The sequence below is a fragment of the Vagococcus fessus genome (assembly GCF_003987565.1).
GTDB classification, from domain to species: Bacteria; Bacillota; Bacilli; order Lactobacillales; family Vagococcaceae; genus Vagococcus_D; species Vagococcus_D fessus.
On the sequence record NZ_NGJY01000002.1, the window covers coordinates 164,323 to 186,201 of the forward strand.

Below are 21,879 nucleotides of genomic sequence, written 5' to 3' on the forward strand. Positions count from 1 at the left end.
AATTAATTACTTCCTTCTTGTTCTTTTTTCATTTCTTCTGCTTCTGATTTCATCTTAGGGTACTTAATTCTTGAATGGAACGTACTGCATAGTCCATTGATTAAGGACTCTTCAATAATTCTGATTTCTTTAAGCGTTAGACCCGTATCATCTAACTGTCCATCCATAATACGACCTTCGATTAATTTATTAACAAATTTTCTGATTTTTTCATTGCTAGGGTGATCCATTGCACGAACTGCTGCTTCACACGTATCAGCTAAACTAACAACACCCGCTTCTTTTGATTGAGGTTTTGGTCCAGGATAACGGAATTCTGCTTCTGTTACTTCCGGATTACGTTCCTTCGCTTTTGAATAGAAATAACTCATCAACGTTGTTCCATGATGCTGCTGACAGATTTCAATTACCATCTGCGGCATGCCTTCTTTTTCTAAAATCTTAACCCCTTCAGAAACATGACTAAAAATAATTTCTTTACTATCTTCAGGTAATAAGAAGTTATGTGGATTTTCTGCCCCATCTGGTAAGTTCTCTACGAAAAAGTTAGCGTGTTTAATTTTACCAATATCATGATAATAACACCCTACTCGAGTTAACAGTGAGCGTCCACCAATATCAGCTACTGCATTAGCACTAAGGCTTGCTACCATCATACTATGGTGATACGTCCCAGGTGCTTCTTGCAAGAGACGTTTTAATAGTGGATGGTTTGGATTACTTAATTCATTTAAAACAATGATGCTATCATCATTTAAAAATAGCTCGATATACGGGTGTAATCCAACTGACATCAAGAAGGTAAAGACACTTCCTACAAATACACACAAAAGCATTGTCAGTGTTTTTGAATCTGATAACTCCATACCTTGATAGGTTGTTACGACAAGGCTAAATAACATAGGGAAAGCAATTAACCACAATGCGGCTGTTCTAAGTTGTCTTCCTATACGATCTTGTTTAATCAGTGTTGCCATTAACCCTGTAAACATATAAATAACTGTGATTAATAATAACGTACTTGTTCCTAACATATCGTAGAACACAAACATGGCAAAGCACACTTGGAAGAGCGCTGCTAAAATACCTGCACGACGACTGATAAATAAATTTAAAACAAGCGGTGTAAAGGCTGCAGGGAATAATAACGGTACTGCAGACATATTTTCCGTTTGGAAAAACTCTAGTGCTTTCATCATAATTAAACCAATTAGCATCGTAATCACATAAAAAGTCACAAATCGAATTTTCATATCCGTTCCAATTGTATTATATAAAAGATAGCCCAAAGCAAGAATTTGAGTAATAATCATTGCTGCTAAGGCCACCAATGGGAACACTGAAGGTTCTCGATTAGTAATTCCTAATAATTCCAATTTATTTATGGCACGTGAATCAATTTGGACACCTTCACGGACAACCACTTCACCTTGGTAAATCATCACAGGCTTAACGTTATTTTTAGCTAATTCTTGAAGTTCTTCCGTTTTTTTATCATTTGCTGCTTCGTTACTGATAATCCCTCTATCAACAACGTACTTAACTAATTGTTGCATATCACTAGGTAAATCAAGATATTGAATTTCATCATTCGCTTTTTGTCTTACCGAATCTAAATTAGTATTACGAATAGGCTCAGACATTTTCTCTTTGACAATTTTAATACTTTCCGTTTTTACTCTGTCACGGTCTTTATCTGTTAGGTCGAACATTCCTTTGTAAAATACATTTGGAAAGGCTTGGTAAAAGCTAACATCTTCTTGATCGGTAGTTTCAAATTGTTTCTTTAATAAGACTATCTTATCTTCACTCGTTGGTTTTTGAACCTTATTTTTTTCCTTATCTTTCGTACTTGCAAGCTCTGTTTGATACGAGGCTTGAGCTGAGGTGCTGACATTATCAATAATTTCAAACAACTGTTCCAAAAGAACAACTTGCTTTCCTTCTAGGTCCTTATCAAAATTATACTCTGGGGTCACTGCTTCCGCAGCAAGACGTTTTTTCTCTTCTGTTTCCGCCTTATTTTCGATTGTTTTATTGGCTCTAATTGTTTCTTCTGCGAGTTGTCCTTCTTTAATCGACACCGATTTTTGACGCACATTATTAAAAAGTAATAAAAAACAAGCAATTCCAAAGACCAGTAATAAGGTCACAATATACTTGTTACCTAACCCCTTTTGTCTTCTTTTAAAATTCAACTTCATTATTTTACTCCTTACTATAAGCCTTAATACTTATAATATAATTTCTAGTCACTTTCTTTATCTACTGCTAACTTGGATTTCTGTTCTTCTTCTTTGTAAGCCTCAATAATTTCAGCAACCACAGGATGACGAACCACATCACTCGATGAGAACGTCACGAACCCTATATTTTTAATAGGTTTTAATTTCTTTTGTACATGAATTAAACCACTCGTCACGCCCCTTGGTAAATCAATTTGTGAGATATCACCGTTTACAATCATTTTTGAATTAAATCCTAAGCGCGTCAGAAACATTTTCATTTGAGCTATCGTAGTATTTTGAGCTTCATCTAAAATAACAAACGAATCTTCTAATGTTCGCCCACGCATATATGCTAATGGTGCGATTTCAATAATACCTCTTTCCATCAATCGATTAGTATGATCCATTCCAAAGACTGAATACAGCGCATCGTATATTGGTCGTAAATAAGGATCCACTTTTTCTTTAAGATCTCCTGGCAAGAAGCCCAAACTCTCTCCAGCTTCAACCGCTGGCCGTGTTAAGACTATCTTTTGTACTTCTCCACGTTTTAGGGCAGAAATTGCCATGACAACTGCTAGGTATGTCTTACCTGTCCCCGCTGGACCAATTCCAAATGTGACATCTTTTTTCTTAATTGTTTCGACGTATTGTTTTTGACCAATCGTTTTAATACGAATTGGTTTGCCCATCTTATCTTTCATAATTTCTGTTTCATACATGTCTAAAAAATAATCTAGAGTCCCTTTGTTAACCATCTTAAGAGCCGTCACAACATCCGCTGTGCCGATAGGTACGCCTTTTAAAAGTAAGGCTTGTAATTTTTTCAAAACATCGTACGCTTTATGAACTGAATCTAGCTCTCCGCTTACTTGTAACACTTCACCTCGACTGTGTATTTCGACACTTTGATTTTCTTCTATTAATTTCAGATACTGATCTTGAGCTCCCATTAATTGTTGAGCCTCATTGGGATTCTTCAGTTCGATCTCGCGCATTTCTTTACTATTTTCGATCAAAAAAAGAACATCTCCTTCACTTTTATCTAATATCTTCCAAGTTAAATATACCATACTTTCAACTTCTTAAAAAGTTTTAACAACCCTCGCCTAACGCCTATAACACTTGTTTTTAATCACTTTTTAATTTGTTCGTCTCTATTTTTATATAATAAAAAAACCAACAGGTTAACCTGCTGGTTTTCAAACTTAATTTAATAACTCTTTGACAATACTATTCACTAAATTGCCATCTGCCTTACCTTTAACTTTTGGCATTACTGCCCCCATCACTTTACCAAACTCCTTAGCAGAAGTAGCACCTGTAATTTCGATAGCTTCAGATACAATTTGACGAATCTCAGATTCATCTAACTGTTTAGGTAGATATTTTTCAACGATAGCAATGCCCGCTCTAACATTCTCGACCAAATCTAAGCGACCAGCACTTTCGAACTCCACAAGTGAATCTCGACGTTGCTTCATCTCTCTAGCTAATACTGTTACTTCTTCATCAGAAGTTAAGTCTTCGCCTTTAGCGATTTGCTCATTTTGAACAGAAGATTTCAATAAGCGCAGGACATCTAAAGTTGGTTTATCTTTAGCTTTCATGGCAGTTTTTATATCTTCATTCAATGTCGATAAAAGTGTCATCTAATTCAGCTCCATTCATAGAAAACTAGAATTTTTTACGTTTTCTTGCTGCTTCAGATTTTTTCTTACGTTTTACGCTTGGTTTTTCGTAGAATTCACGTTTGCGGTATTCTTGTAAAGTACCAGTTTTTGAAACGGAACGTTTGAAGCGACGAAGAGCATCATCAAGAGATTCATTTTTCTTAACAACTGTTTTTGACATACAAATTCCCTCCCTCCGTGCTTAAAAAGTAACCGAATTCGATAAACGTTTGAAAAAACGTTATCAAAACTGTCCTTTTATCATTATATCTAAACTCTTTTTAACCGTCAACTATCTTTTTCTACTTTCTTTAGTTTTATTCCACTTTTTTTAAAAATAATTTACAAAAATAGCCTACTAAGATTTAATTGCTAAACATTCTTCGCACGTGCCAAATATTTCAAAGCGGTGGCTTGTTATCTCACAGCCTGCTAGTTGTTCTTTAAAATAAGTCATCGGACACATTAATATCTCTCTTGTACTTCCACATTTTGTACAAATAAAGTGGTGGTGATGTCCTAATTCACTATGACTACAATGAAATCTAAATTTTCTTTCGCCATTAAAATCTGTTTCTTCAATCAATTCCAATTCACAAAAATCTTTTAAATTACGATAAATCGTATCATAACTAATGCCATTATATTTATTATTCATAAAGTCATAAACTTCTCTTGCGCTTGTATATTTATCTGCCTCTAATAAGAACGCTAAAATCTCTTCACGTTTTTTTGTATACTTAAAGCCTTTGTCCTTCATAATAGACAAAGCATTCTCTATCTTAGGATTCCGCATTTCTCTCATCACCTTCCTACTTAAACTATGCTATAATAATGGAAACTTAAATGCAAGGAGTGTTATATAATATGCCTACTAAAGACATCTATATTTATATTATTTCAGACTCTGCTGGGGAAACTGCTTCAAAACTTGCCCAAGCCTCTGTTTCACAATACGACGAACTTAATATCACTTTCGTTCGTAAAACCTTTGTATCTGAAAAAAAAGACTTATTAGAATCTCTTGAATCAGCAAAGGAACACAATGCTATTATTATTCATACATTGATTTCAAAGGAGTTTATTCAGTTAGCTAATGATTACTGTAAAGAACACAATCTTTTCTCAATGGACTTATTATCCCCTATTGTAAATGAATTAGCTACTCGTTCTGAAATCGAACCTAACCGTATTGCCGGTGCTGTTCATTCTTTAAACCAAGAATACTTCAGTCGAATTACTGCTATGGAATTTGCTGTTAAATACGATGATGGAAAAGACCCTAAAGGTTTCTTAGACGCCGACATTGTGTTACTAGGTGTTTCTCGTACATCAAAAACACCACTTAGCCTATTCTTAGCAAATAAAAACTTGAAGGTTGCAAACTTACCACTTATCCCACAGGCAACATTGCCTAAAGAACTCTGGGAAGTTGATCCTGATAAAATTGTCGGACTCACTAATAATCCAGAAGTTTTAAATAAAATTCGTCAAGAAAGAATGCGGGCATATGGGCTCGATCCAGACACTGCTTATTCAAATATTGATAAAATCCAAGAAGAGTTACAATACGCCAATGACTTATACGAAAAATTACATTGCGTTGTTATTAATGTCGCTGATTTATCTATCGAAGAAACAGCCTCTATCATTTTGGAAGCACTTTGTTTAGAAGAGCACAGCTTCCTTGGTTAATTAAAAAGAGTTGGGAAAAATCCCAACTCTTTTATTTTTTACACTTTGGCGAGTGGCTTACATGCTTGAAGGTCTGACCTAAAATATCCAACACATGTTGGTCATCCAATGCATAGTAAACCGTCTTGCCTTCTTTACGAGTCTTAACTAAATTAGCATTTCTCAACAGTTTCAACTGATGAGATACATTTGACTGTTCTAATCCTAACGCTTCAACAATTCCACTAACATTTCGCTCACCTTGACTCAGAAGTGTGAGAATTTTTATGCGTGTGCTATCACTCAACGCTTTATATAACTGGGATGCTTCTGCTATCATCTCATCCGTTGCCTCAAGTTTAGTCATCTTACCACCTCGTTTTAGTCATTGCTTTCTTTTCACTATCGTAATACCTATTTTGAAAAAAGTCGAGTCTTTAATATCAAGTAGCAAAAAAAGCTAGATTCCTCTAGCTTTTTTATTTAATTAATTCTTGGATAGTTTCTTCGATTTTATTAATTTTATCTGATACAGTATCAGAATTTTGAGCTTTTGCGCCAATATAGAACTTAATTTTAGGTTCTGTTCCTGACGGACGAATAGCAACCCAGCTTCCATCTTCTAGTGTATATTTCAACACATCAGCTTGTGGTAAGTCAATTTTCGAAACAGCCCCTTCAAATGAAAGGCGTTCTTGGCTTAAGAAATCTTCTGTTGAGATTACTTTATTGCCACCAAATGATTCAAAGCGCTCTGTGCGTGATTTAGCCATTAACTCTTTAATTTTTTGAGTTCCCTCAATTCCAGGCATTGTCACTGAAATTGTTTTCTCATCAAAATAGCCATAGGTTTTAAACAAGTCTTGCAAGCCATCAAACAACGTTTTGTTTTGTGATTTATAGTAAGCCGCTACTTCTGATAAGAGCACTAAAGCTTGAATCGCATCTTTATCGCGGACAAATGATTTCACTAAATAGCCGTAACTTTCTTCAAATCCAAATAAAAACTCATGACTTTCTGTTTTTTCAAAGGTTTCAATTTTCTCAGCTATAAATTTAAATCCTGTTAGGACATTCATCATGTCTACATCAAAATCACGACAAATTTCTGCTGAGAAATCGCTAGAAACAATTGATTTCACTACCGCACCATTGGTTGGTAACTGTCCTTGTGCTTTTTTAGTCGTTAAAATATAGTGAATTAAAATTGCCCCAATTTGATTTCCAGTAAGGATTTGGTATGACCCATCAGGTAATCTAACAGCTGCCCCTAGACGATCTGCATCTGGATCTGTCGCTACTAATAAATCAGCTTCTTCTTTTGTACCTAAACGAATGGCATATTCAAACGCTGCATACTCTTCGGGATTTGGTGACGCTACTGTTGAAAAATCAGGGTCAACCACACCTTGCTCAGGTTCTACTACGAATTTTTCAAACCCAGCTTGTTTTAACGCACGTTCACCAATCATTTTACCTGTCCCGTGAAGAGGGGTAAATACTAATTTTAAATCTTTACCGTATTCTTCTACAAGCTTTTGATTCATGGTAATTGATTTTAACTGCTCTAAATAACGGGTATCAATTTCTTCACCGATAATCGTTATAAATGGAGATGGTTTTTCTTCAGAGTGTTCTGCAACTTTGATTTCTAATGGCTTTTCTACACTTCTAACTAACGTTGTAAGAGCTGCCGCTTCCTTAGGCGGCATTTGGCCACCGTCAGCTCCATATACTTTATAGCCATTATAGTCAGCCGGATTATGACTTGCTGTAATCATGATACCTGCTACACAATTTAACTCACGAACGGCAAATGATAATTCTGGTGTTGGACGTAAACTTTCAAAAAGATAAGCCTGAATGCCATGATTGGCAAGGACACGAGCTGCTTCTAAACCAAACTCTGGTGACTGGTGACGTGAATCAAATGCAATCGCAACACCTTGCTTCTTAGCTTTTTCTCCTAAACTATCCACAAATAAAGCTAATCCTTCTGTCGCTTGACGAACCGTATAGATATTCATACGGTTGATCCCCGCACCTAAAATGCCACGCATACCCGCTGTACCAAATTCTAATGGGGCATAAAAAGCTTCTTCTAAATTTTTTTTATCATTTTTATATTTATCTAAGTTATCTCTAACTTCCTTATCTAATGTTTCGTATTTAACCCATTCTTGATAGTTCTCTTCCCAAGACATGTCGACACCTCTTCCACTAAAATGTAATCCTTTACAGTATACCATTTACAACTAAAAAAATAAAAAGAAAAAAGAGTGCTGAACTAGCCACCCTTTCCGATTAATACCCTTCCGGATGCGAACTATGCCATTTCCAAGCACTCGATAAAATCGTATCCACTTCTGTATAACGAGGTGACCAGCCTAATACAGATTTCGCTTTATCGCTAGAGGCTACTAACGTACTCGGATCTCCTGCTCGTCTCGGAACGACTTCAGCATCAATTGCTTTCCCTGTCACTTTACGTGCTTCTTCTAACATCTCTTGAACAGAAAAACCAACACTACTCCCTAAGTTAAAGATGTTACTTTCGCCACCTTTTAACAAATAGTCAATCGCTAAAACATGTGCCTCAGCTAAGTCTAAAACATGGACATAATCTCTAATACACGTTCCATCTGGTGTTGGATAATCATCTCCAAAGATTTTCAGACTATCCCGTTGACCAAGTGCTGTTTGAAGAATAATTGGAATTAAGTGACTTTCTGGATTGTGATCTTCCCCAATCGTACCATCTAACTTCGCACCCGCGACATTAAAATAACGCAGTGCTACAAATTTAGTACCATATGCCTTATCACACCATTTTAAGATTTTTTCCATCATTAGTTTTGTTTCACCGTATGGACTTGTAGGGTTTGTTTCTGCTGTTTCTAAAATCGGCACTACTTTCGGCTCTCCATACGTAGCAGCAGATGAAGAAAAGACAATTGCTTTCACATCTTGTTCTCTCATCACATCAGCTAGAACTTGTGTCCCGTAAACATTATTATCAAAGTACATCAAAGGTTCCTCAACAGATTCTCCTACTAAAGAATTAGCTGCAAAATGAATAACACCTTCAATATTCTCAAATTCAAAGACTTGTGTCAAAAAGCGTTTATCTCTAATATCACCTTGATAAAAAGTCGCCGTCTCAGGAATAGATTCTTCGTGACCTGTTTGCAGATTATCTACAACGACTACTTCGTACCCTTTTTCAATTAATACATCGACACAATGAGACCCGATGTAGCCTGCTCCACCTGTTACTAAAATTGACATGACTTTTCCTCTTTTCTATTATTATTTTCTGACAGCTGTTCTGTATGTTGTTCGGTATATTTTCTCTTGTCCTTCTTCAGCAATGATAGAAGGGAACTCTTCATGATGACACGCATCTGGATGCTCTTGAGGTTCAATCGCTAGACCTCTATACTCCTTCATCGGAGAACCGTGCATCATCGCCGTTTCAGCTATCCCACCAGATGAATAAATCACGAGCGCTTTTCTTTCAGTTTCAACAGATAATTCAATTCCCGTTTGCGGATGGAACAACCTTAAACTCGGACCCTCTACCTCCTGTTTCAATACAAATGTCGTATCCAGTCCCGTATCTAACTGTTTGAGACTCGTTTCCAATAAACGAGGATTAGTAAAGTCAAAAGCAGTACCCTTTACATTTTTAAATTCGCCTGTTGGTATCAACTCATCATCTGTCACAAGTACTTGCTCAGACTCAATAGTTAAATAATGAGTCCCTACCGTCTCAAGACCATTTCCACTCAGATTAAAATAACTGTGATTTGTTGGGTTTAATAACGTCGTCCCACTCGGTTTTACATAATAAACCATCTCTAACCGACCCTCATCATATAATAAATAATCCACTCTAGCATCAAAGTCACTCTCAAATCCTACCGCTTCTTTATCCATCAATCGATAAGATACACCTGTATAATCAGCTTGCTCTAGGAGGCTACTTTCCCATATGCGATTTTGCCAACCTTTTTCACCACTATGAAGCGTATGACCATTTTCACCTTTAGAAAAGTTATAGCCATTCCATGAGCCCTCTTTTATTCTTCCTGCAACTGGACCAACAGTAGCACCAAAACACGCCTGATCTTTCAATACATCTTCTTCATAATCGAAGCCTAAAACAATATCTGTCAATTTCCCATGACAATCAGGGACGCAAAAACTAGTCAAACGTGCGCCGTAATTGACAGTTGTCAACTCTCTACCATCTCTTTCGATTGTTATGAATTCCAAAACAGTATTCGAGCTTTTTTTCACTTTAATAGTATTAGTCATTTCAGGCTACCTCCAATTTTATAATGAGCTATCTCTTTTAATAAACTCTGTTAAAATCGTAATTTTTCGTGAGACCGCATATTCTTTTTCTATCACTTCAATTAATGTCGCTACTGCAATTTCTCCCATCGCTTCAGTATTCACACGAACCGTACTTAACGTTGGATAGACGTACTTCGCTAAACTAATATCATTGAAACCCACAAGACTAATTTCCTTTGGCACCTCAATTTTATTTTCCTGTAACGCTCGTAAACACCCAATAGCAATCGCATCATTTGCTACAAATAAAGCTTTAGGTAACGTGACATTCTCTTTAATTAAACGTGTCATCAAATCGTAACCTGCGTCTACACTAAACTCCGACGTATATACCCATTCCGGACGATACAAATCACGCTGACGCATATAGGTTGTAAATGTTTCTGTTCTCAAATCAGTAAGGTAGTGTTCTGACCCTTTAACCGATTCTTGACCTGAAATCATTCCGATTTCAGTTATGCCCTTTTCAATAAAATAATTTAACACCTCATGAACGCCTTGAACGAAATCAACAACAACCGAGTCGTAACCTTCTCGTGTCTGGTCAGAATCAACAAAAACGAGATTTCGACTAACATCAGCCAAAGCTTGTCGCTGAGATTCGCTAAATTTACCAATCGCAACAATGCCATCCACTTCTAAATCTTGAGGCAAGTCTTGACCTTCAAATACACGTACGAGTTCAATTTTTTTATCTTGGACGTATTTTTCAACCCCCATGCGGATGGATAGATAGTACAAATCTTCAAGTTCTTTTGACTCTGAATACCAATGAACGAGAGCAATTTTTTTAGGACGCCCCTTCCCTTTAGTATTTTTCATATGCTTTGTATAATTTAAATTCTCAGCCGCTTCGAATATCTTACGTCTTGTTTCATCTGCTACTGAAATACTACTGTCGTAATTAAGGACGCGTGAAACCGTTGCTACCGATACTCCTGCTTGTCCTGCTATATCTTTAATCGTTGCCATCGTGATACTCTCCCTTATAATTGGGCCACAAAACGTCTAAATGCTTCTCGCCCCTCTTCGGTATCTTTATAGACACCTGCGTCTTTTAACACTTCTAAAAAGACTTTTCCTACTTCATTTTGAACGATTTCATGACAATTCTCAAGCGTTATCTGATGACTTGCTTTAATTTTCTCAGCCCACTCACTATGATAGTCTGCCATTTCATGAGATTGCTCTAACAAGTAACGTTCTACCTCAGCTAACTCTTTATCCAATCGAGCTGGTAAGACAGCAAGTCCCATCACTTCAATCAACCCAATATTCTCTTGCTTAATATGGTGCCATTCACGATGTGGATGAAAAATGCCTTCTGGATGTTCTTCAGATGTATGATTATCTCTCAAGACAATATCTAGACAATACTTACCGTCTACTTTACGCGCAATCGGCGTCACCGTATGATGGCGAGTACCCTCTGTGTAAGCCTTGATATCAACACTCTCATCTGAATACTCTTTCCAAGACTGAAAGACCTTATCCGCTGCTTCTACAACTTGATTTTTATCTTTAGAAACTAGGCGAATAACTGACATTGGCCACTCGACAATCCCTGCTTCAACATCAGGAAACTCAGACCATTCAAATGTTTCACGTAGAGGCGCTTTTTCCATCGCAAAAGTATGGCGCCCTGCCTGATAATGGTCATGAGATAAAATAGAGCCTCCAACAATTGGTAAATCAGCATTAGACCCCACAAAATAATCTGGAAACACTGATACAATATCAACAAGTCGTTTGAAGGAGTCTTTAGATACACTCATCGGCACAATACTTGTATTTAAAAATATACAATGTTCGTTATAATACGCGTAAGGTGAATATTGTAACGCCCACTCTTGATCCCCTAGAGGAAAACGAATTAAACGATGTTGTGAGCGGGCAGGATAATTCTCACGCCCTAAATACCCCTCATTTTCAACACACAGAAAGTTACTTGGATAATTTACTTTAGGCGCTGCTTTTTCAGCAATAATTTCTGCAGTTGTTTTCTCTGGTTTAGATAAATTAATAGTTATTTCAAGTGGACCATAACTAGAGTGATACAAAAAATTAGGGCTCTTAGCAACTTCTCTAGTCTTAATGTAATTTGTAAGTTTGCTCCAATTATAAAAGAAATCCGTCGCTTTTCTCGGTGATTCTTCATAGAAAGACCAAAACTTTTTATTAATAGCAGACGGACTTAATGTCATAATGTCGACTAATTGACCCGTTAGGCGGTCTTTCATATTCTGAGTGTCTGATATAAGACCGCGTGATACGGCATCTTCAGCTAATCTGTCTAGTATTACTAAAAATTCTGATAACTCTCCTGACCATGGCGAGACTTTTTTATTAATTTCTTGCGACTCCGGATAATCATCACGTCCCAAAATTCCCAGGACTTTATTTGTTAAATAAACTCTGTCTATTTCTTCAAAATCACCATACGCTATTAGCGCTGATACAAATTGGTCAATCACTGTTTGCATAACTTATACACCCCTTCTCCACTCTTACTTTTTTTAATCTAAAACTCGCGGACCATCCCCAATTGTCTCAATATAGAAATCCGCCTCATAACCGATCACTTCTTTATACTTCGCTCCCACTGCCTCAATGAAGGCAGGAACTTCTTTTTCACTTACGATAGCCATGCTACACCCACCAAAACCGGCACCCATCATTCTGGCACCTAGCACTCCTGGTTGTTCCCACGCTGTTTCAACTAATGTATCTAACTCTAAACAAGACACTTCATAATCGTCTCTTAAGGAACGATGTGATTGATTTAATAATTCACCAAATCCATCTAAGTCACCTTTATTTAAAGCTTGATAACTTAATAACGTTCTGGCACTCTCTGTCACAATATGACGGACACGTTTAAATAACACTTCTCCCAATGTATCCTCTAACGTTAATAACATTTCCAAAGTCACTTCTGACATACTTGAAATACCACGTTCACGTTTTAAAATCTCAAAAGCTTCTGCACTCTCTTTTTGACGGCTATTATAATCTGAATCTGATAGTTGACGTTTTTTATTCGTATTCATAATCACGATCTGATGTTCTTTCAAATCTACTGTTACGTGCTCAAACTCAAGCGTTTGACAATTTAATAATACCGCTTTATTTTTACGACCTTTCACAATACCAAATTGGTCCATAATCCCTGAATTGACTCCGATAAATTCGTTTTCTACTTTTTTACCTAAGCGAATTAACTCTAAATCTGATACATCTAAGCCAAATAATTCTTTTACTACCGTTGCGACCAAAATTTCTAAAGAAGCGGAAGATGATAAGCCTGCGCCATTTGGAATGGTCCCTTTAATATAAAAATCCCATCCTTTATCAATTTGGTACCCTTCTTCTTTTAAGAATGTTACCATCCCAATAATATAATTAGGCCACTGTAAGTCATGACGTTTTAAATCATTTAAATCCAACTCAATAATCCCATCTTCTGAAAAGTTAGCTGAATAGACACGAATAAGAGAATCTTCTCTCAACGACACAACACCATAAGTTCCACTTGAAATAGCACTAGGAAAAACATAACCGTCATTGTAATCAGTATGTTCTCCAATCAAATTGATACGCCCTGGTGATAAAAAACTCACGCTATTTTCTCGCGTGCCAAAAACCTCATTAAACTCATTTACGATTGACATATTATCCCAACTTTCTTGATAGTTTCACTCTTTAGTAAAAGTTTACTAAATATAACTAAAATAATCAACACTGAATTGAAAAGGTTTTCTAATTTTTGTCTAATTTGTAATTTAAGAAAGTTTTAAAAAAAATAACACCTTTTCATTTTGATATGATTTACTTAACAAAAAATATTTTTTGAAAAAATCTAAAGGAGTTTATTATGAAAAATAAGTTACAACTTTATACGCTAATCGGTCTAAGTTCATTTTCTTTGCTTGCAACAACATCTAACGTACATGCTGAAAGTAATAAAAAAGAGCAAAAATTTTCAGTAACAGTTAAAGAGGGCACTCTTAAACTAATGCCTTCAACAAAAATGGTTTCAACTTTCCCTGAACTTGAACCATCAACGAATGACACTACTTACTATCATCCAACAATTAAACAAACAACGGTTGCTTATCCAACAGAAGCAACATCATTCAATCAAGGTAATTCAACAAATCCTTACGAGTTTCCACCCGTTGACCCAGAACCATTCCCTGGACCACCAAAAGACGCTATTGTTAGAATAGATAATAGTAAACTTGGGAATCCAGACTTTAAAGTCTCTGTCAAACGTACCCCTTTCGTTAACACGGAAAACGGAGCAGCGATTGAGGGCATTCACCTTTTCATGGGTAATTTTAACGATCGCATGGACTTCTTTTGTGATTTCCGCTCAAACGAAGCAGGTTCACCCGACTCATATTGGTTAACATCTAACCTGACAATTGAAGAAAGCAACGAAACTCTTGTTGCTGACTACAGAGGAGAAGCGGCTCGCGGCCAGCATTGGTTATCACCCTTTACTCCAGATAACTTAACCGAGGATGGTTATCTTGTATTAGGACCTGAAGCAATCGATCCTGAATTACAAAAAGAACATCTTTACGAAGAAAAAAACATTTCATTAGCCGTTGATAAAAATACACACTTCCCTAGTGCTGGGAATTACGAATCAACTGTAACGTGGTCAATTCAACTCTTACCATAAAATAAAAAGGAACCTGTTATTTTAAGTAAATAACAGGTTCCTTTTCTATTTTAATAAAATTCTAAATATTGTTCTCTTTCCCAATCTGATACTTGTTGACGGAACGCATGCCATTCTAAACGTTTCGCTTCAACAAAGTTAGCATGAATATGTTCACCTAAAGCACTCTTAACTACTTCATCTTGACGCATCGCTTTAATTGCGTTGTGTAATGTTGAAGGTAAATCTGTAATTTGAGCTGCTTCTCTTTCCGCTTCATTCATCACATAAATATTACGGTTCACTTCTGCTGGGGGTACTATTTTATTACGGATCCCATCTAGACCAGCCTCTAACAACACAGCCATAGCAAGATAAGGATTAGCTGCTGGGTCTACCGAACGTAATTCCAAACGAGTCGATAAGCCTCTTGATGCCGGAACACGGACTAATGGCGAACGATTTTGACCACTCCACGCCACATAAACTGGCGCTTCAAATCCTGGTACTAGTCGTTTGTACGAATTGACAGTCGGATTACAGATAGCCGTATACGCTCTGGCATGCTCTAACAATCCTCCTAAGAAATAATAAGCATCTTGGCTTAACTCACGTTCTCCATTCTCATCATAAAAGGCATTTCCTGATTCATTAAATAATGACATATTACAGTGCATTCCTGAACCTGCAATCCCGTGTAACGGTTTCGGCATAAAGGTTGCATGTAAACCATGACGACGAGCAATCGTTTTAACCACTAATTTAAAAGTTTGAATATTATCACACGCTTCAATAACATCTGCATATTTGAAATCAATTTCATGTTGCCCAGGCGCACACTCATGATGTGAGGCTTCAATTTCAAAGCCTAATTTTTCTAATTCTAATACGATATCACGACGGCAATCTTCTCCTAAATCTTGTGGTGAGAAATCAAAATAGCCACCGCTATCGTTTAATTCTAAAGTCGGTTTTCCCATCTCATCTAGTTTGAATAAGAAGAATTCTGGTTCTGGCCCTAAATTAAATGAGCTAAATCCTAACTCTTTCATTTTCCCTACAATTCGTTTTAAATTCCCACGAGGATCTCCTGGAAACGGTTCACCAGCTGGTGTGTAGATATCACAAATCAAGCGAGCTACTTTCCCTTCTCCATTTTCCCACGGGAAGATTAACCACGTATTTAAATCTGGATATAAATACATGTCGCTTTCTTCAATGCGGACAAATCCTTCAATTGATGAGCCATCAAACATCATTTTGTTGCTAAGTACTTTGTCTAACTGACTAACTGGAACTTCTACATTTTTGATTGTTCCCATAACATCTGTAAACATCAAACGTAAAAATCTCACATTTTCATTTTTAGCTATCTCTTTGATTTCTGCTACTCTTTTTGACTTGTCTTCCATTTTTTCGCGACCTCTCTTATTTTGGGTGGTAATACTCATTACCGTTGAAACGGATTGCCTTGACCTAAGCGACTCTCAGATAACAACTCATCATAAAATAATCGTCTAACATCATGGTCAGATAACTTATTTTTCTCCCAATGAATAACCTCTTCTGTTTCTTCTTCCTTGTACATCCCTTGAATTTCAACCATGGAGTATCCCGCTTGTAGCCAATCTTTTATTTCTAAAAATCGATCGACATCATTTAGGGAATACATTCGTTGATTACCTTCCGTACGTTCCGGATGGACTAATTCTTTAGTTTCGTAATAACGAATTTGTCTGGCAGATAAATCTGTCAGCTTCATTACAGTACCAATCGGAAAAACAGCCATTGATTTCCTGAGTTCTTTTTCGCTCATTCCAGCTTACCTCGTTTCGACTTTTTTAATATACCAATTCAAAAAAAGAGTGTCAATAATCCATGTCAGCTTTCCTAACATAAGACGTATTTTTTTTAATCATAAATAAAAACCCTTGATTAATCAAGGGTTTAGTCTTTTTATTTTTGAGAATAAACATCATTTACAGCATGACTCACTGCTACTTTCACATGCTCATAGGTTAGACCACCTTGAACATATAGATTAAATGGCGCTCGAATCGGACCATCTGCTGTCAATTCTAAACTTGCCCCTTGGACAAAAGTTCCAGCTGCCATAATCACATCATCTTCATATCCTGGCATATATGACGGTACTGGTGCAACATAGGCATCCACTGGTGAAAATTTTTGAATCGCTTGGCAAAATTTAACCATCGCTTCTTGATTTCCCAGCTCAACCATTTGAATCAAGTCGGTACGAGGATCATCCCACTTTGGCGTTGACTTCACGCCATATTCAGCTAACAAAGCAGACGTGTAAATCGCCCCTTGAATCGCCTGACTAACCACGTGTGGTGCTAGGAAAAAACCTTGCATCATCTCGTGAGTACTATGAATCATAGCCCCACCTTCTTTACCAACCCCTGGTGTTGTTAAGCGGTAAGCACATTTCTCAATTAATTCTTTCTTCCCTGCAATGTACCCACCAGTTTTAGCGATACCACCACCTGGATTTTTGATTAATGACCCCGCAATTAAATCCACTCCGACTTCTGTTGGTTCACTAACTTCAGAAAATTCACCGTAGCAATTATCCGCAAAAATAACCACATCAGGGTAATTTTCTTTTATGAAAGCTGTCATCTCTGCGATCTGTGCCACAGTAAACGAAGGGCGTTCTGCGTAACCACGTGAGCGCTGAATGGCAACCATTTTAGTTGCAGGTGTCATTTTCGCTTTGATTCCTTCAAAATCAACCGAACCATCTTCTTTAAGAGCGACCTCATCATAGCCGATATTGTATTCTTTAAATGACCCAATACCATTACCATTGACACCGATAACTTCTAGCAACGTATCATATGGCGTTCCTGTAATATAAAGCAAGTCATCTCCAGGACGTAAAATTCCAAATAAAGCCGTCGCAATAGCATGTGTCCCTGACACAATTTGCGGCCTTACGATAGCATCCTCTGTTTTGAAGACATCTGCATAAATCGCTTCTAAAGCATCACGTCCCATATCGTCATTACCATAGCCACTACCTAAAGCAAAATGACTTTCCGCTACATGATTTTTACGAAAAGCTTCTAATACTTTCCCTTGATTATAAAGAGCTACATCTTGAACTTTTAAACGAGCTGGCATAATCAACTCGTCTACTTTTTTTATTTTATCTTGCAACTCTTCTGAAAAAGAGCTCATCCAATTTACCATTCTTCTTCCTCCTCCGTTTTAACCCAACGGGATGTTTCAGGGGCAAACCCTTTAACTAAATACTGCTCGGTTTCATCACAAAAGTCTTGGGAAATCACAAGCGTATCTGTTGTTAATTTATTTAATAAATAGCCTTCACTAGGCGCCAACTCCAAATCATACGGTTCAAACATCTCCATCAACTGACGACGAATCGCTCCTTCTAATTCGGTACGGTCCTCAGGACATTTGGCAGACACTTGAACATTCGGGAACAGGGTGGGCGCAAAAGCTTCAGGCGTTACTTTATCCATTTTATTATAGACAGTTAAAACAGGAATTTTTTTCATTTCTAAATCCCCAAGTAATTCCAGTACCGTCTGTTCCTGCAAGTCTCTATCAGGAGAACTAGCATCAACCACATGAAGTAGTAAGTCCATATTACGGCTTTCTTCTAATGTTGACTGGAAAGCTTCAACTAATTGTGTCGGTAAATCTTGAATAAACCCTACCGTATCAGTTAGTGTCACTTGGAACCCTTCCGCTAATTGCCATTGTTTTGTTAAAGGGTCCAGTGTTGCAAATAATTGATCTTGCGAATACGCTTCGGCATTCGTTAACATATTTAACAACGTTGATTTCCCAGCATTCGTATAGCCTACTAATCCTATTTGGAAAATTTGAGATGCCTTACGTTGTTGACGATTACGCTCTCGGCTAGCAGTTACTTCTTTTAGCTCTCTCTTGATATTTGTAATTTTATTACGAATATGACGACGGTCTGTTTCCAACTTCGTTTCACCTGGACCACGTGTTCCAATTCCTCCACCCAATCTAGATAACGCGGCACCTTGTCCGACTAATCGAGGTAACAAATAATTCAGCTGCGCTAATTCAACCTGCAGTTTCCCTGCTTTTGATTGAGCTCGCATGGCGAAGATATCCAAAATCAGTTGAACACGGTCAATGACTTTCACCTGAACAGCATCGCTGATTAATTGACTTTGACGCGGCGTTAATTCTTGGTTAAAGATAACAAGGTCTGCCTCATAAGCATCCACAAACCTCACTAATTCCTCTACTTTACCTTTACCAATAACGGTTTGACGGTCAACATTCGGACGCTTTTGAACAATTTCAAAAACAACCTCGCCTTGAGCCGTCTCTGTTAAGTTTTTTAACTCTTCCATTGATTCACTAAAATATCTATAATTATCAGCGGTTTCGACACCAACTATGATGACTTTTTCACGTTTCTCTTCCATGAGACACCTCCTATAACCACTCTGCTACTGATTTTTCTAATTGTTCGACAGCATCTGGTTCACTTAAAATATCCCACCACTGTGCTGATGTTCTATTTCTAAACCATGTCATTTGACGCTTAGCATATCGTCTTGACTGTTGTTTTACAAGTTCTATGGTCTCTTCTTTTGTCGCACGACCTTCAAAATAGGGGAAGAATTCTTTATATCCAATCCCTTGTGCCGCCTGACATTCTCCAAAATCAAAGATCATTTTTGCTTCCGTTTCAATTCCTTTTGGTACCATTAAATCCACTCGACGATTAATACGTTCGTATAATCGCTCACGGTCTGTTCCCAGCGCTATAAATTTCACATCATATAACGCATTTGACAAGTCTTTATAATCCACTTGTTTTTGCTCCGTAATACTTTTCCCTGTCGTTTCAATGACCTCTATTGCTCGTATAACACGCTTCACGTTATTAGGATGTATTTGTCCAGCCGCTCGTTTATCTTGACTCTCAAGTCGCTTCCATAGCTTATCTGGTCCTTCTGTATCAGCGTAAGCTTGCAATTCATCACGCAGCACACTATTTTCTTGTACTTTCTCTTCGCCACCTAATTGAAAATCGAACAATAACGCTTGGACGTATAACCCCGTTCCACCTACAATAATCGGTAACTTTCCACGTGATGTGATATCTTGAATTAAAGCACGACCTTGTTCTTGAAAATCAGACGCAGAAAAGGTATCTCCTAACTCGCAAACATCAATTAAATGATGGGGAATACCGTCCATCTCTTCTTCTGTTGCTTTCGCCGTTCCCACATCAAGACCACGATAGACTTGAAGTGAATCACCGCTGATGACCTCGCCATTATATTTTTTAGCAAGAGAAACACCTAATGCAGTTTTCCCAACAGCTGTCGGTCCTACAATAACTAATACTTTTTCTTTCATTCTGTTACTCCTCTTCATTTAACGCTTCAAAAATCGCTTGAACAGCAAGTGCCTTACGTGGAAAATCAGTATGAATACCATCCAATCCTCGTTCAAAAGCACCAATCATTTGCTCTACTTTATTCACAGTCCATGGTCGAACTTTCTTAGGGGTATAAGAGTTCGTTTCTTCTCTTGCCGTTACAAATGTTATTCTAGGGTGAATAGCTTCAATGTAATCAACATGATTAGATAAACTAATTTTATCCTTTTCTGTCGACATGATATACGCTTTAGGTGTTTCTTTATCAAATTCTTGAATACGTTCTAATGATTGGAAATTAAAACTTGAATACCAATAACTAAACGTCCAGTCCTGTGAGTTCATCACATTCATAACCGCTTCTTCAATTCCTGGATATTCTTTCTCATCTGTCTTAATTTCAATATTCAAAACACCTGTATAACTCGCTTCTTGCAAACACACTAACACTTCTTCTAGCGTTGGAATTTTTTCACCTTTAAATTTCGGATCAAACCAACTGCCCGCATCTAATTTTTTCAATTGTTTTAGAGTAAAATCTGTTATTTCACCTTTTCCATTGGTTGTTCTATTTACAGTGTTATCATGGATAACAACTAACTTATTATCTTTTGTGCATTGAACGTCTAACTCAATACCATCGGCTCCTACAAGCATCGCCTCTTTAAAAGCTGCTAATGTGTTTTCCGGATGAGTCCCTTTGCTTCCTCGATGGGCTATTATTTTAGTCATATCAATCCCTCCAATTCCCTACTATTCTATCACTTTCTAGTAAAAAGTTATAGTTTGGCTGTTATTTCTTTTTACTAGCTTTTTTTGTCCATTTATTAGATAATAAATGTATATTAATCCGAAAGTGCAGGTGAACACATATGAAAAAATTCGTATCAGGTGTTGTTGCAGGGACTACTTTAACAGTTGCTACAATTGCAGGCCTTATGTATGGCGTTAAAAAAACAGTAATCGATCCAATGGAAGAAAAAGAAAACGAAGTTATCGAAAACCGTCGCAAAGCAATGCGCAAAAGTCGCGCTCGTTAATTTAAACAAAGCTTGATTATTTAATTATAATCAGGCTTTTTCTTTTGATTTAAAATGAAAAAAAGAACAGTATATGGTATTCTTAACATGATAATAACTTATTAGGAGCGCGCATATGAATAAAGAAAACTTAGCATTTTATTGTTCACTTACCACCTTTTTAGGAAAAACATTGGGTCGTAACTTCGAAATCATCTTACATGTTTTAGATACTGACAACTACCATATCGCAGCAATTGAAAACAATCACATTAGTGGTAGGACTATCAATTCGCCTATCACCGGTTTCGCACTCGAATTAATTAAATCAAAAAAACATCTTAGTGAAGATTACGTAGTAGATTATAAATCACAAACCGTAAATGGAAAAAATTTAAAAGGCTCTACTTTTTTCATACGAGGAAAAGATGGGAGTCTTGAAGGAATGCTTTGTATTAACCAAGATACTAGTCTATACGAGGAATTATCACGAGATATTTTAAGCTTAGCAGGATTGACATCACCTTGTGATACTGTCTTTGATACACCTCACATTCAACCTTCTCATGATTCCATTGAAGTGTTAGAAGATTCAATCGAAGGCATTGTCCATAGCGTTATTTCGCCTGACTTACTCGATCAGAAAATCTTATTAAGCAAGGAATTGAAGCTTGAAATCATTAGTAACTTAAACGACAAAGGGATTTTCCAAATTAAAGGAGCCGTTGCTCGAGTTGCTGAAATTTTAAATATCTCAGAACCTAGTGTTTACCGCTACATCAAAATAGTAGAATGCAAATAAAAAAGCCATGACACGTGTCATGGCCAT

22 protein-coding genes are annotated in these 21,879 nt (G+C 37.0%); 4 read left to right on the top strand and 18 right to left on the bottom strand.

Features of this window, described 5'->3' with window-relative positions; translation table 11 throughout:
* Positions 1-2: 2 nt before the first annotated feature.
* From CBF31_RS05135 to CBF31_RS05155, 5 genes are all read right to left on the bottom strand, one after another.
* Entirely contained in the window at positions 3-2,204 is a 2,202-nt protein-coding gene (locus CBF31_RS05135; RefSeq protein ID WP_126831324.1) for an HD family phosphohydrolase, read from the bottom strand.
* A gap of 44 nt (positions 2,205-2,248) precedes the next feature.
* Complete coding sequence (locus CBF31_RS05140) at positions 2,249-3,247, bottom strand: PhoH family protein (protein WP_415674407.1); 999 nt, start codon at positions 3,245-3,247, stop codon at positions 2,249-2,251.
* Between the two features lie 189 nt (positions 3,248-3,436).
* Positions 3,437-3,880 carry a GatB/YqeY domain-containing protein gene (locus tag CBF31_RS05145; protein ID WP_126831325.1) on the bottom strand — a complete coding sequence of 148 codons (444 nt, stop codon included), beginning with the start codon at positions 3,878-3,880 and terminating at the stop codon, positions 3,437-3,439.
* 25 nt (positions 3,881-3,905) lie between these two features.
* Positions 3,906-4,082 carry a 30S ribosomal protein S21 gene (gene rpsU, locus CBF31_RS05150; RefSeq protein ID WP_126831326.1) on the bottom strand — a complete coding sequence of 59 codons (177 nt, stop codon included), beginning with the start codon at positions 4,080-4,082 and terminating at the stop codon, positions 3,906-3,908.
* A 177-nt stretch (positions 4,083-4,259) separates the two neighbouring features.
* Positions 4,260-4,697: a Fur family transcriptional regulator gene (locus tag CBF31_RS05155; protein ID WP_126831909.1), complete on the bottom strand. Its 438-nt coding sequence runs from the start codon at positions 4,695-4,697 to the stop codon at positions 4,260-4,262.
* A gap of 71 nt (positions 4,698-4,768) precedes the next feature.
* On the opposite strand from CBF31_RS05155, the gene CBF31_RS05160 reads away from it, so the two are divergent.
* Positions 4,769-5,596: a pyruvate, water dikinase regulatory protein gene (locus tag CBF31_RS05160; protein WP_170167885.1), complete on the top strand. Its 828-nt coding sequence runs from the start codon at positions 4,769-4,771 to the stop codon at positions 5,594-5,596.
* Between the two features lie 31 nt (positions 5,597-5,627).
* Here CBF31_RS05160 and CBF31_RS05165 read toward each other — a convergent pair whose 3' ends face one another.
* The 7 genes from CBF31_RS05165 to CBF31_RS05195 all read right to left on the bottom strand — a co-directional run bounded on the left by CBF31_RS05165 (position 5,628) and on the right by CBF31_RS05195 (position 13,608).
* The gene (locus CBF31_RS05165) at positions 5,628-5,942 is read right to left on the bottom strand and encodes an ArsR/SmtB family transcription factor (protein WP_126831328.1); all 315 of its coding nucleotides are present in this window, start codon (positions 5,940-5,942) and stop codon (positions 5,628-5,630) included.
* Positions 5,943-6,054: 112 nt separating this feature from the next.
* Positions 6,055-7,779 carry a phospho-sugar mutase gene (locus CBF31_RS05170; RefSeq protein WP_126831329.1) on the bottom strand — a complete coding sequence of 575 codons (1,725 nt, stop codon included), beginning with the start codon at positions 7,777-7,779 and terminating at the stop codon, positions 6,055-6,057.
* A 100-nt stretch (positions 7,780-7,879) separates the two neighbouring features.
* Positions 7,880-8,863 carry a UDP-glucose 4-epimerase GalE gene (galE, locus tag CBF31_RS05175; protein ID WP_126831330.1) on the bottom strand — a complete coding sequence of 328 codons (984 nt, stop codon included), beginning with the start codon at positions 8,861-8,863 and terminating at the stop codon, positions 7,880-7,882.
* A 21-nt stretch (positions 8,864-8,884) separates the two neighbouring features.
* The gene (locus CBF31_RS05180) at positions 8,885-9,895 is read right to left on the bottom strand and encodes an aldose epimerase family protein (protein ID WP_126831331.1); all 1,011 of its coding nucleotides are present in this window, start codon (positions 9,893-9,895) and stop codon (positions 8,885-8,887) included.
* 18 nt (positions 9,896-9,913) lie between these two features.
* Positions 9,914-10,909, bottom strand: a complete 996-nt coding sequence (locus tag CBF31_RS05185) for a LacI family DNA-binding transcriptional regulator (protein ID WP_126831332.1) — start codon at positions 10,907-10,909, stop codon at positions 9,914-9,916.
* A 14-nt stretch (positions 10,910-10,923) separates the two neighbouring features.
* On the bottom strand, positions 10,924-12,420 hold the full coding sequence (gene galT, locus CBF31_RS05190; RefSeq protein WP_126831333.1) for a UDP-glucose--hexose-1-phosphate uridylyltransferase: 1,497 nt from the start codon (positions 12,418-12,420) through the stop codon (positions 10,924-10,926).
* Positions 12,421-12,453: 33 nt separating this feature from the next.
* Complete coding sequence (locus tag CBF31_RS05195; protein ID WP_126831334.1) at positions 12,454-13,608, bottom strand: galactokinase; 1,155 nt, start codon at positions 13,606-13,608, stop codon at positions 12,454-12,456.
* A 203-nt stretch (positions 13,609-13,811) separates the two neighbouring features.
* On the opposite strand from CBF31_RS05195, the gene CBF31_RS05200 reads away from it, so the two are divergent.
* A complete protein-coding gene (locus tag CBF31_RS05200; RefSeq protein ID WP_126831335.1) occupies positions 13,812-14,627 on the top strand; it encodes a hypothetical protein in 816 nt (271 codons plus the stop codon).
* 50 nt (positions 14,628-14,677) lie between these two features.
* Here CBF31_RS05200 and glnA read toward each other — a convergent pair whose 3' ends face one another.
* From glnA to CBF31_RS05230, 6 genes are all read right to left on the bottom strand, one after another.
* Positions 14,678-16,018, bottom strand: a complete 1,341-nt coding sequence (gene glnA / locus CBF31_RS05205) for a type I glutamate--ammonia ligase (RefSeq protein ID WP_126831336.1) — start codon at positions 16,016-16,018, stop codon at positions 14,678-14,680.
* A 38-nt stretch (positions 16,019-16,056) separates the two neighbouring features.
* Positions 16,057-16,422, bottom strand: coding sequence for a MerR family transcriptional regulator (locus CBF31_RS05210; RefSeq protein WP_126831337.1), 366 nt, complete (start codon positions 16,420-16,422; stop codon positions 16,057-16,059).
* A gap of 140 nt (positions 16,423-16,562) precedes the next feature.
* Positions 16,563-17,822, bottom strand: coding sequence for a methionine gamma-lyase family protein (locus tag CBF31_RS05215; RefSeq protein WP_126831338.1), 1,260 nt, complete (start codon positions 17,820-17,822; stop codon positions 16,563-16,565).
* Positions 17,816-19,066 carry a GTPase HflX gene (gene hflX, locus CBF31_RS05220; RefSeq protein ID WP_126831339.1) on the bottom strand — a complete coding sequence of 417 codons (1,251 nt, stop codon included), beginning with the start codon at positions 19,064-19,066 and terminating at the stop codon, positions 17,816-17,818. Before hflX ends, CBF31_RS05215 begins: the two co-directional genes overlap by 7 nt.
* A 10-nt stretch (positions 19,067-19,076) precedes the next feature.
* Positions 19,077-20,009: a tRNA (adenosine(37)-N6)-dimethylallyltransferase MiaA gene (gene miaA / locus CBF31_RS05225; protein ID WP_245977928.1), complete on the bottom strand. Its 933-nt coding sequence runs from the start codon at positions 20,007-20,009 to the stop codon at positions 19,077-19,079.
* A 4-nt stretch (positions 20,010-20,013) separates the two neighbouring features.
* On the bottom strand, positions 20,014-20,763 hold the full coding sequence (locus tag CBF31_RS05230) for a glycerophosphodiester phosphodiesterase (RefSeq protein WP_126831341.1): 750 nt from the start codon (positions 20,761-20,763) through the stop codon (positions 20,014-20,016).
* A 140-nt stretch (positions 20,764-20,903) separates the two neighbouring features.
* Between CBF31_RS05230 and CBF31_RS05235 the strand changes: the two genes are divergently transcribed.
* Together CBF31_RS05235 and CBF31_RS05240 are read left to right on the top strand one after the other, a co-directional pair.
* On the top strand, positions 20,904-21,071 hold the full coding sequence (locus CBF31_RS05235) for a DUF3042 family protein (protein WP_126831342.1): 168 nt from the start codon (positions 20,904-20,906) through the stop codon (positions 21,069-21,071).
* Between the two features lie 115 nt (positions 21,072-21,186).
* Positions 21,187-21,852, top strand: coding sequence for a helix-turn-helix transcriptional regulator (locus tag CBF31_RS05240; RefSeq protein ID WP_126831343.1), 666 nt, complete (start codon positions 21,187-21,189; stop codon positions 21,850-21,852).
* The last annotated feature ends 27 nt before the right edge of the window (positions 21,853-21,879 follow it).

What these genes read in the sequence shown, in the direction of transcription:
- CBF31_RS05135 (WP_126831324.1), bottom strand. Translation starts at nt 2,204, where the DNA reads ATGAAGTTGAATTTTAAAAGAAGACAAAAGGGGTTAGGTAACAAGTAT.
- CBF31_RS05145 (WP_126831325.1), bottom strand. Translation starts at nt 3,880, where the DNA reads ATGACACTTTTATCGACATTGAATGAAGATATAAAAACTGCCATGAAA.
- rpsU (WP_126831326.1), bottom strand. Translation starts at nt 4,082, where the DNA reads ATGTCAAAAACAGTTGTTAAGAAAAATGAATCTCTTGATGATGCTCTT.
- CBF31_RS05155 (WP_126831909.1), bottom strand. Translation starts at nt 4,697, where the DNA reads ATGCGGAATCCTAAGATAGAGAATGCTTTGTCTATTATGAAGGACAAA.
- CBF31_RS05160 (WP_170167885.1), top strand. Translation starts at nt 4,769, where the DNA reads ATGCCTACTAAAGACATCTATATTTATATTATTTCAGACTCTGCTGGG.
- CBF31_RS05165 (WP_126831328.1), bottom strand. Translation starts at nt 5,942, where the DNA reads ATGACTAAACTTGAGGCAACGGATGAGATGATAGCAGAAGCATCCCAG.
- CBF31_RS05170 (WP_126831329.1), bottom strand. Translation starts at nt 7,779, where the DNA reads ATGTCTTGGGAAGAGAACTATCAAGAATGGGTTAAATACGAAACATTA.
- galE (WP_126831330.1), bottom strand. Translation starts at nt 8,863, where the DNA reads ATGTCAATTTTAGTAACAGGTGGAGCAGGCTACATCGGGTCTCATTGT.
- CBF31_RS05180 (WP_126831331.1), bottom strand. Translation starts at nt 9,895, where the DNA reads ATGACTAATACTATTAAAGTGAAAAAAAGCTCGAATACTGTTTTGGAA.
- CBF31_RS05185 (WP_126831332.1), bottom strand. Translation starts at nt 10,909, where the DNA reads ATGGCAACGATTAAAGATATAGCAGGACAAGCAGGAGTATCGGTAGCA.
- galT (WP_126831333.1), bottom strand. Translation starts at nt 12,420, where the DNA reads ATGCAAACAGTGATTGACCAATTTGTATCAGCGCTAATAGCGTATGGT.
- CBF31_RS05195 (WP_126831334.1), bottom strand. Translation starts at nt 13,608, where the DNA reads ATGTCAATCGTAAATGAGTTTAATGAGGTTTTTGGCACGCGAGAAAAT.
- CBF31_RS05200 (WP_126831335.1), top strand. Translation starts at nt 13,812, where the DNA reads ATGAAAAATAAGTTACAACTTTATACGCTAATCGGTCTAAGTTCATTT.
- glnA (WP_126831336.1), bottom strand. Translation starts at nt 16,018, where the DNA reads ATGGAAGACAAGTCAAAAAGAGTAGCAGAAATCAAAGAGATAGCTAAA.
- CBF31_RS05210 (WP_126831337.1), bottom strand. Translation starts at nt 16,422, where the DNA reads ATGAGCGAAAAAGAACTCAGGAAATCAATGGCTGTTTTTCCGATTGGT.
- CBF31_RS05215 (WP_126831338.1), bottom strand. Translation starts at nt 17,822, where the DNA reads ATGGTAAATTGGATGAGCTCTTTTTCAGAAGAGTTGCAAGATAAAATA.
- hflX (WP_126831339.1), bottom strand. Translation starts at nt 19,066, where the DNA reads ATGGAAGAGAAACGTGAAAAAGTCATCATAGTTGGTGTCGAAACCGCT.
- miaA (WP_245977928.1), bottom strand. Translation starts at nt 20,009, where the DNA reads ATGAAAGAAAAAGTATTAGTTATTGTAGGACCGACAGCTGTTGGGAAA.
- CBF31_RS05230 (WP_126831341.1), bottom strand. Translation starts at nt 20,763, where the DNA reads ATGACTAAAATAATAGCCCATCGAGGAAGCAAAGGGACTCATCCGGAA.
- CBF31_RS05235 (WP_126831342.1), top strand. Translation starts at nt 20,904, where the DNA reads ATGAAAAAATTCGTATCAGGTGTTGTTGCAGGGACTACTTTAACAGTT.
- CBF31_RS05240 (WP_126831343.1), top strand. Translation starts at nt 21,187, where the DNA reads ATGAATAAAGAAAACTTAGCATTTTATTGTTCACTTACCACCTTTTTA.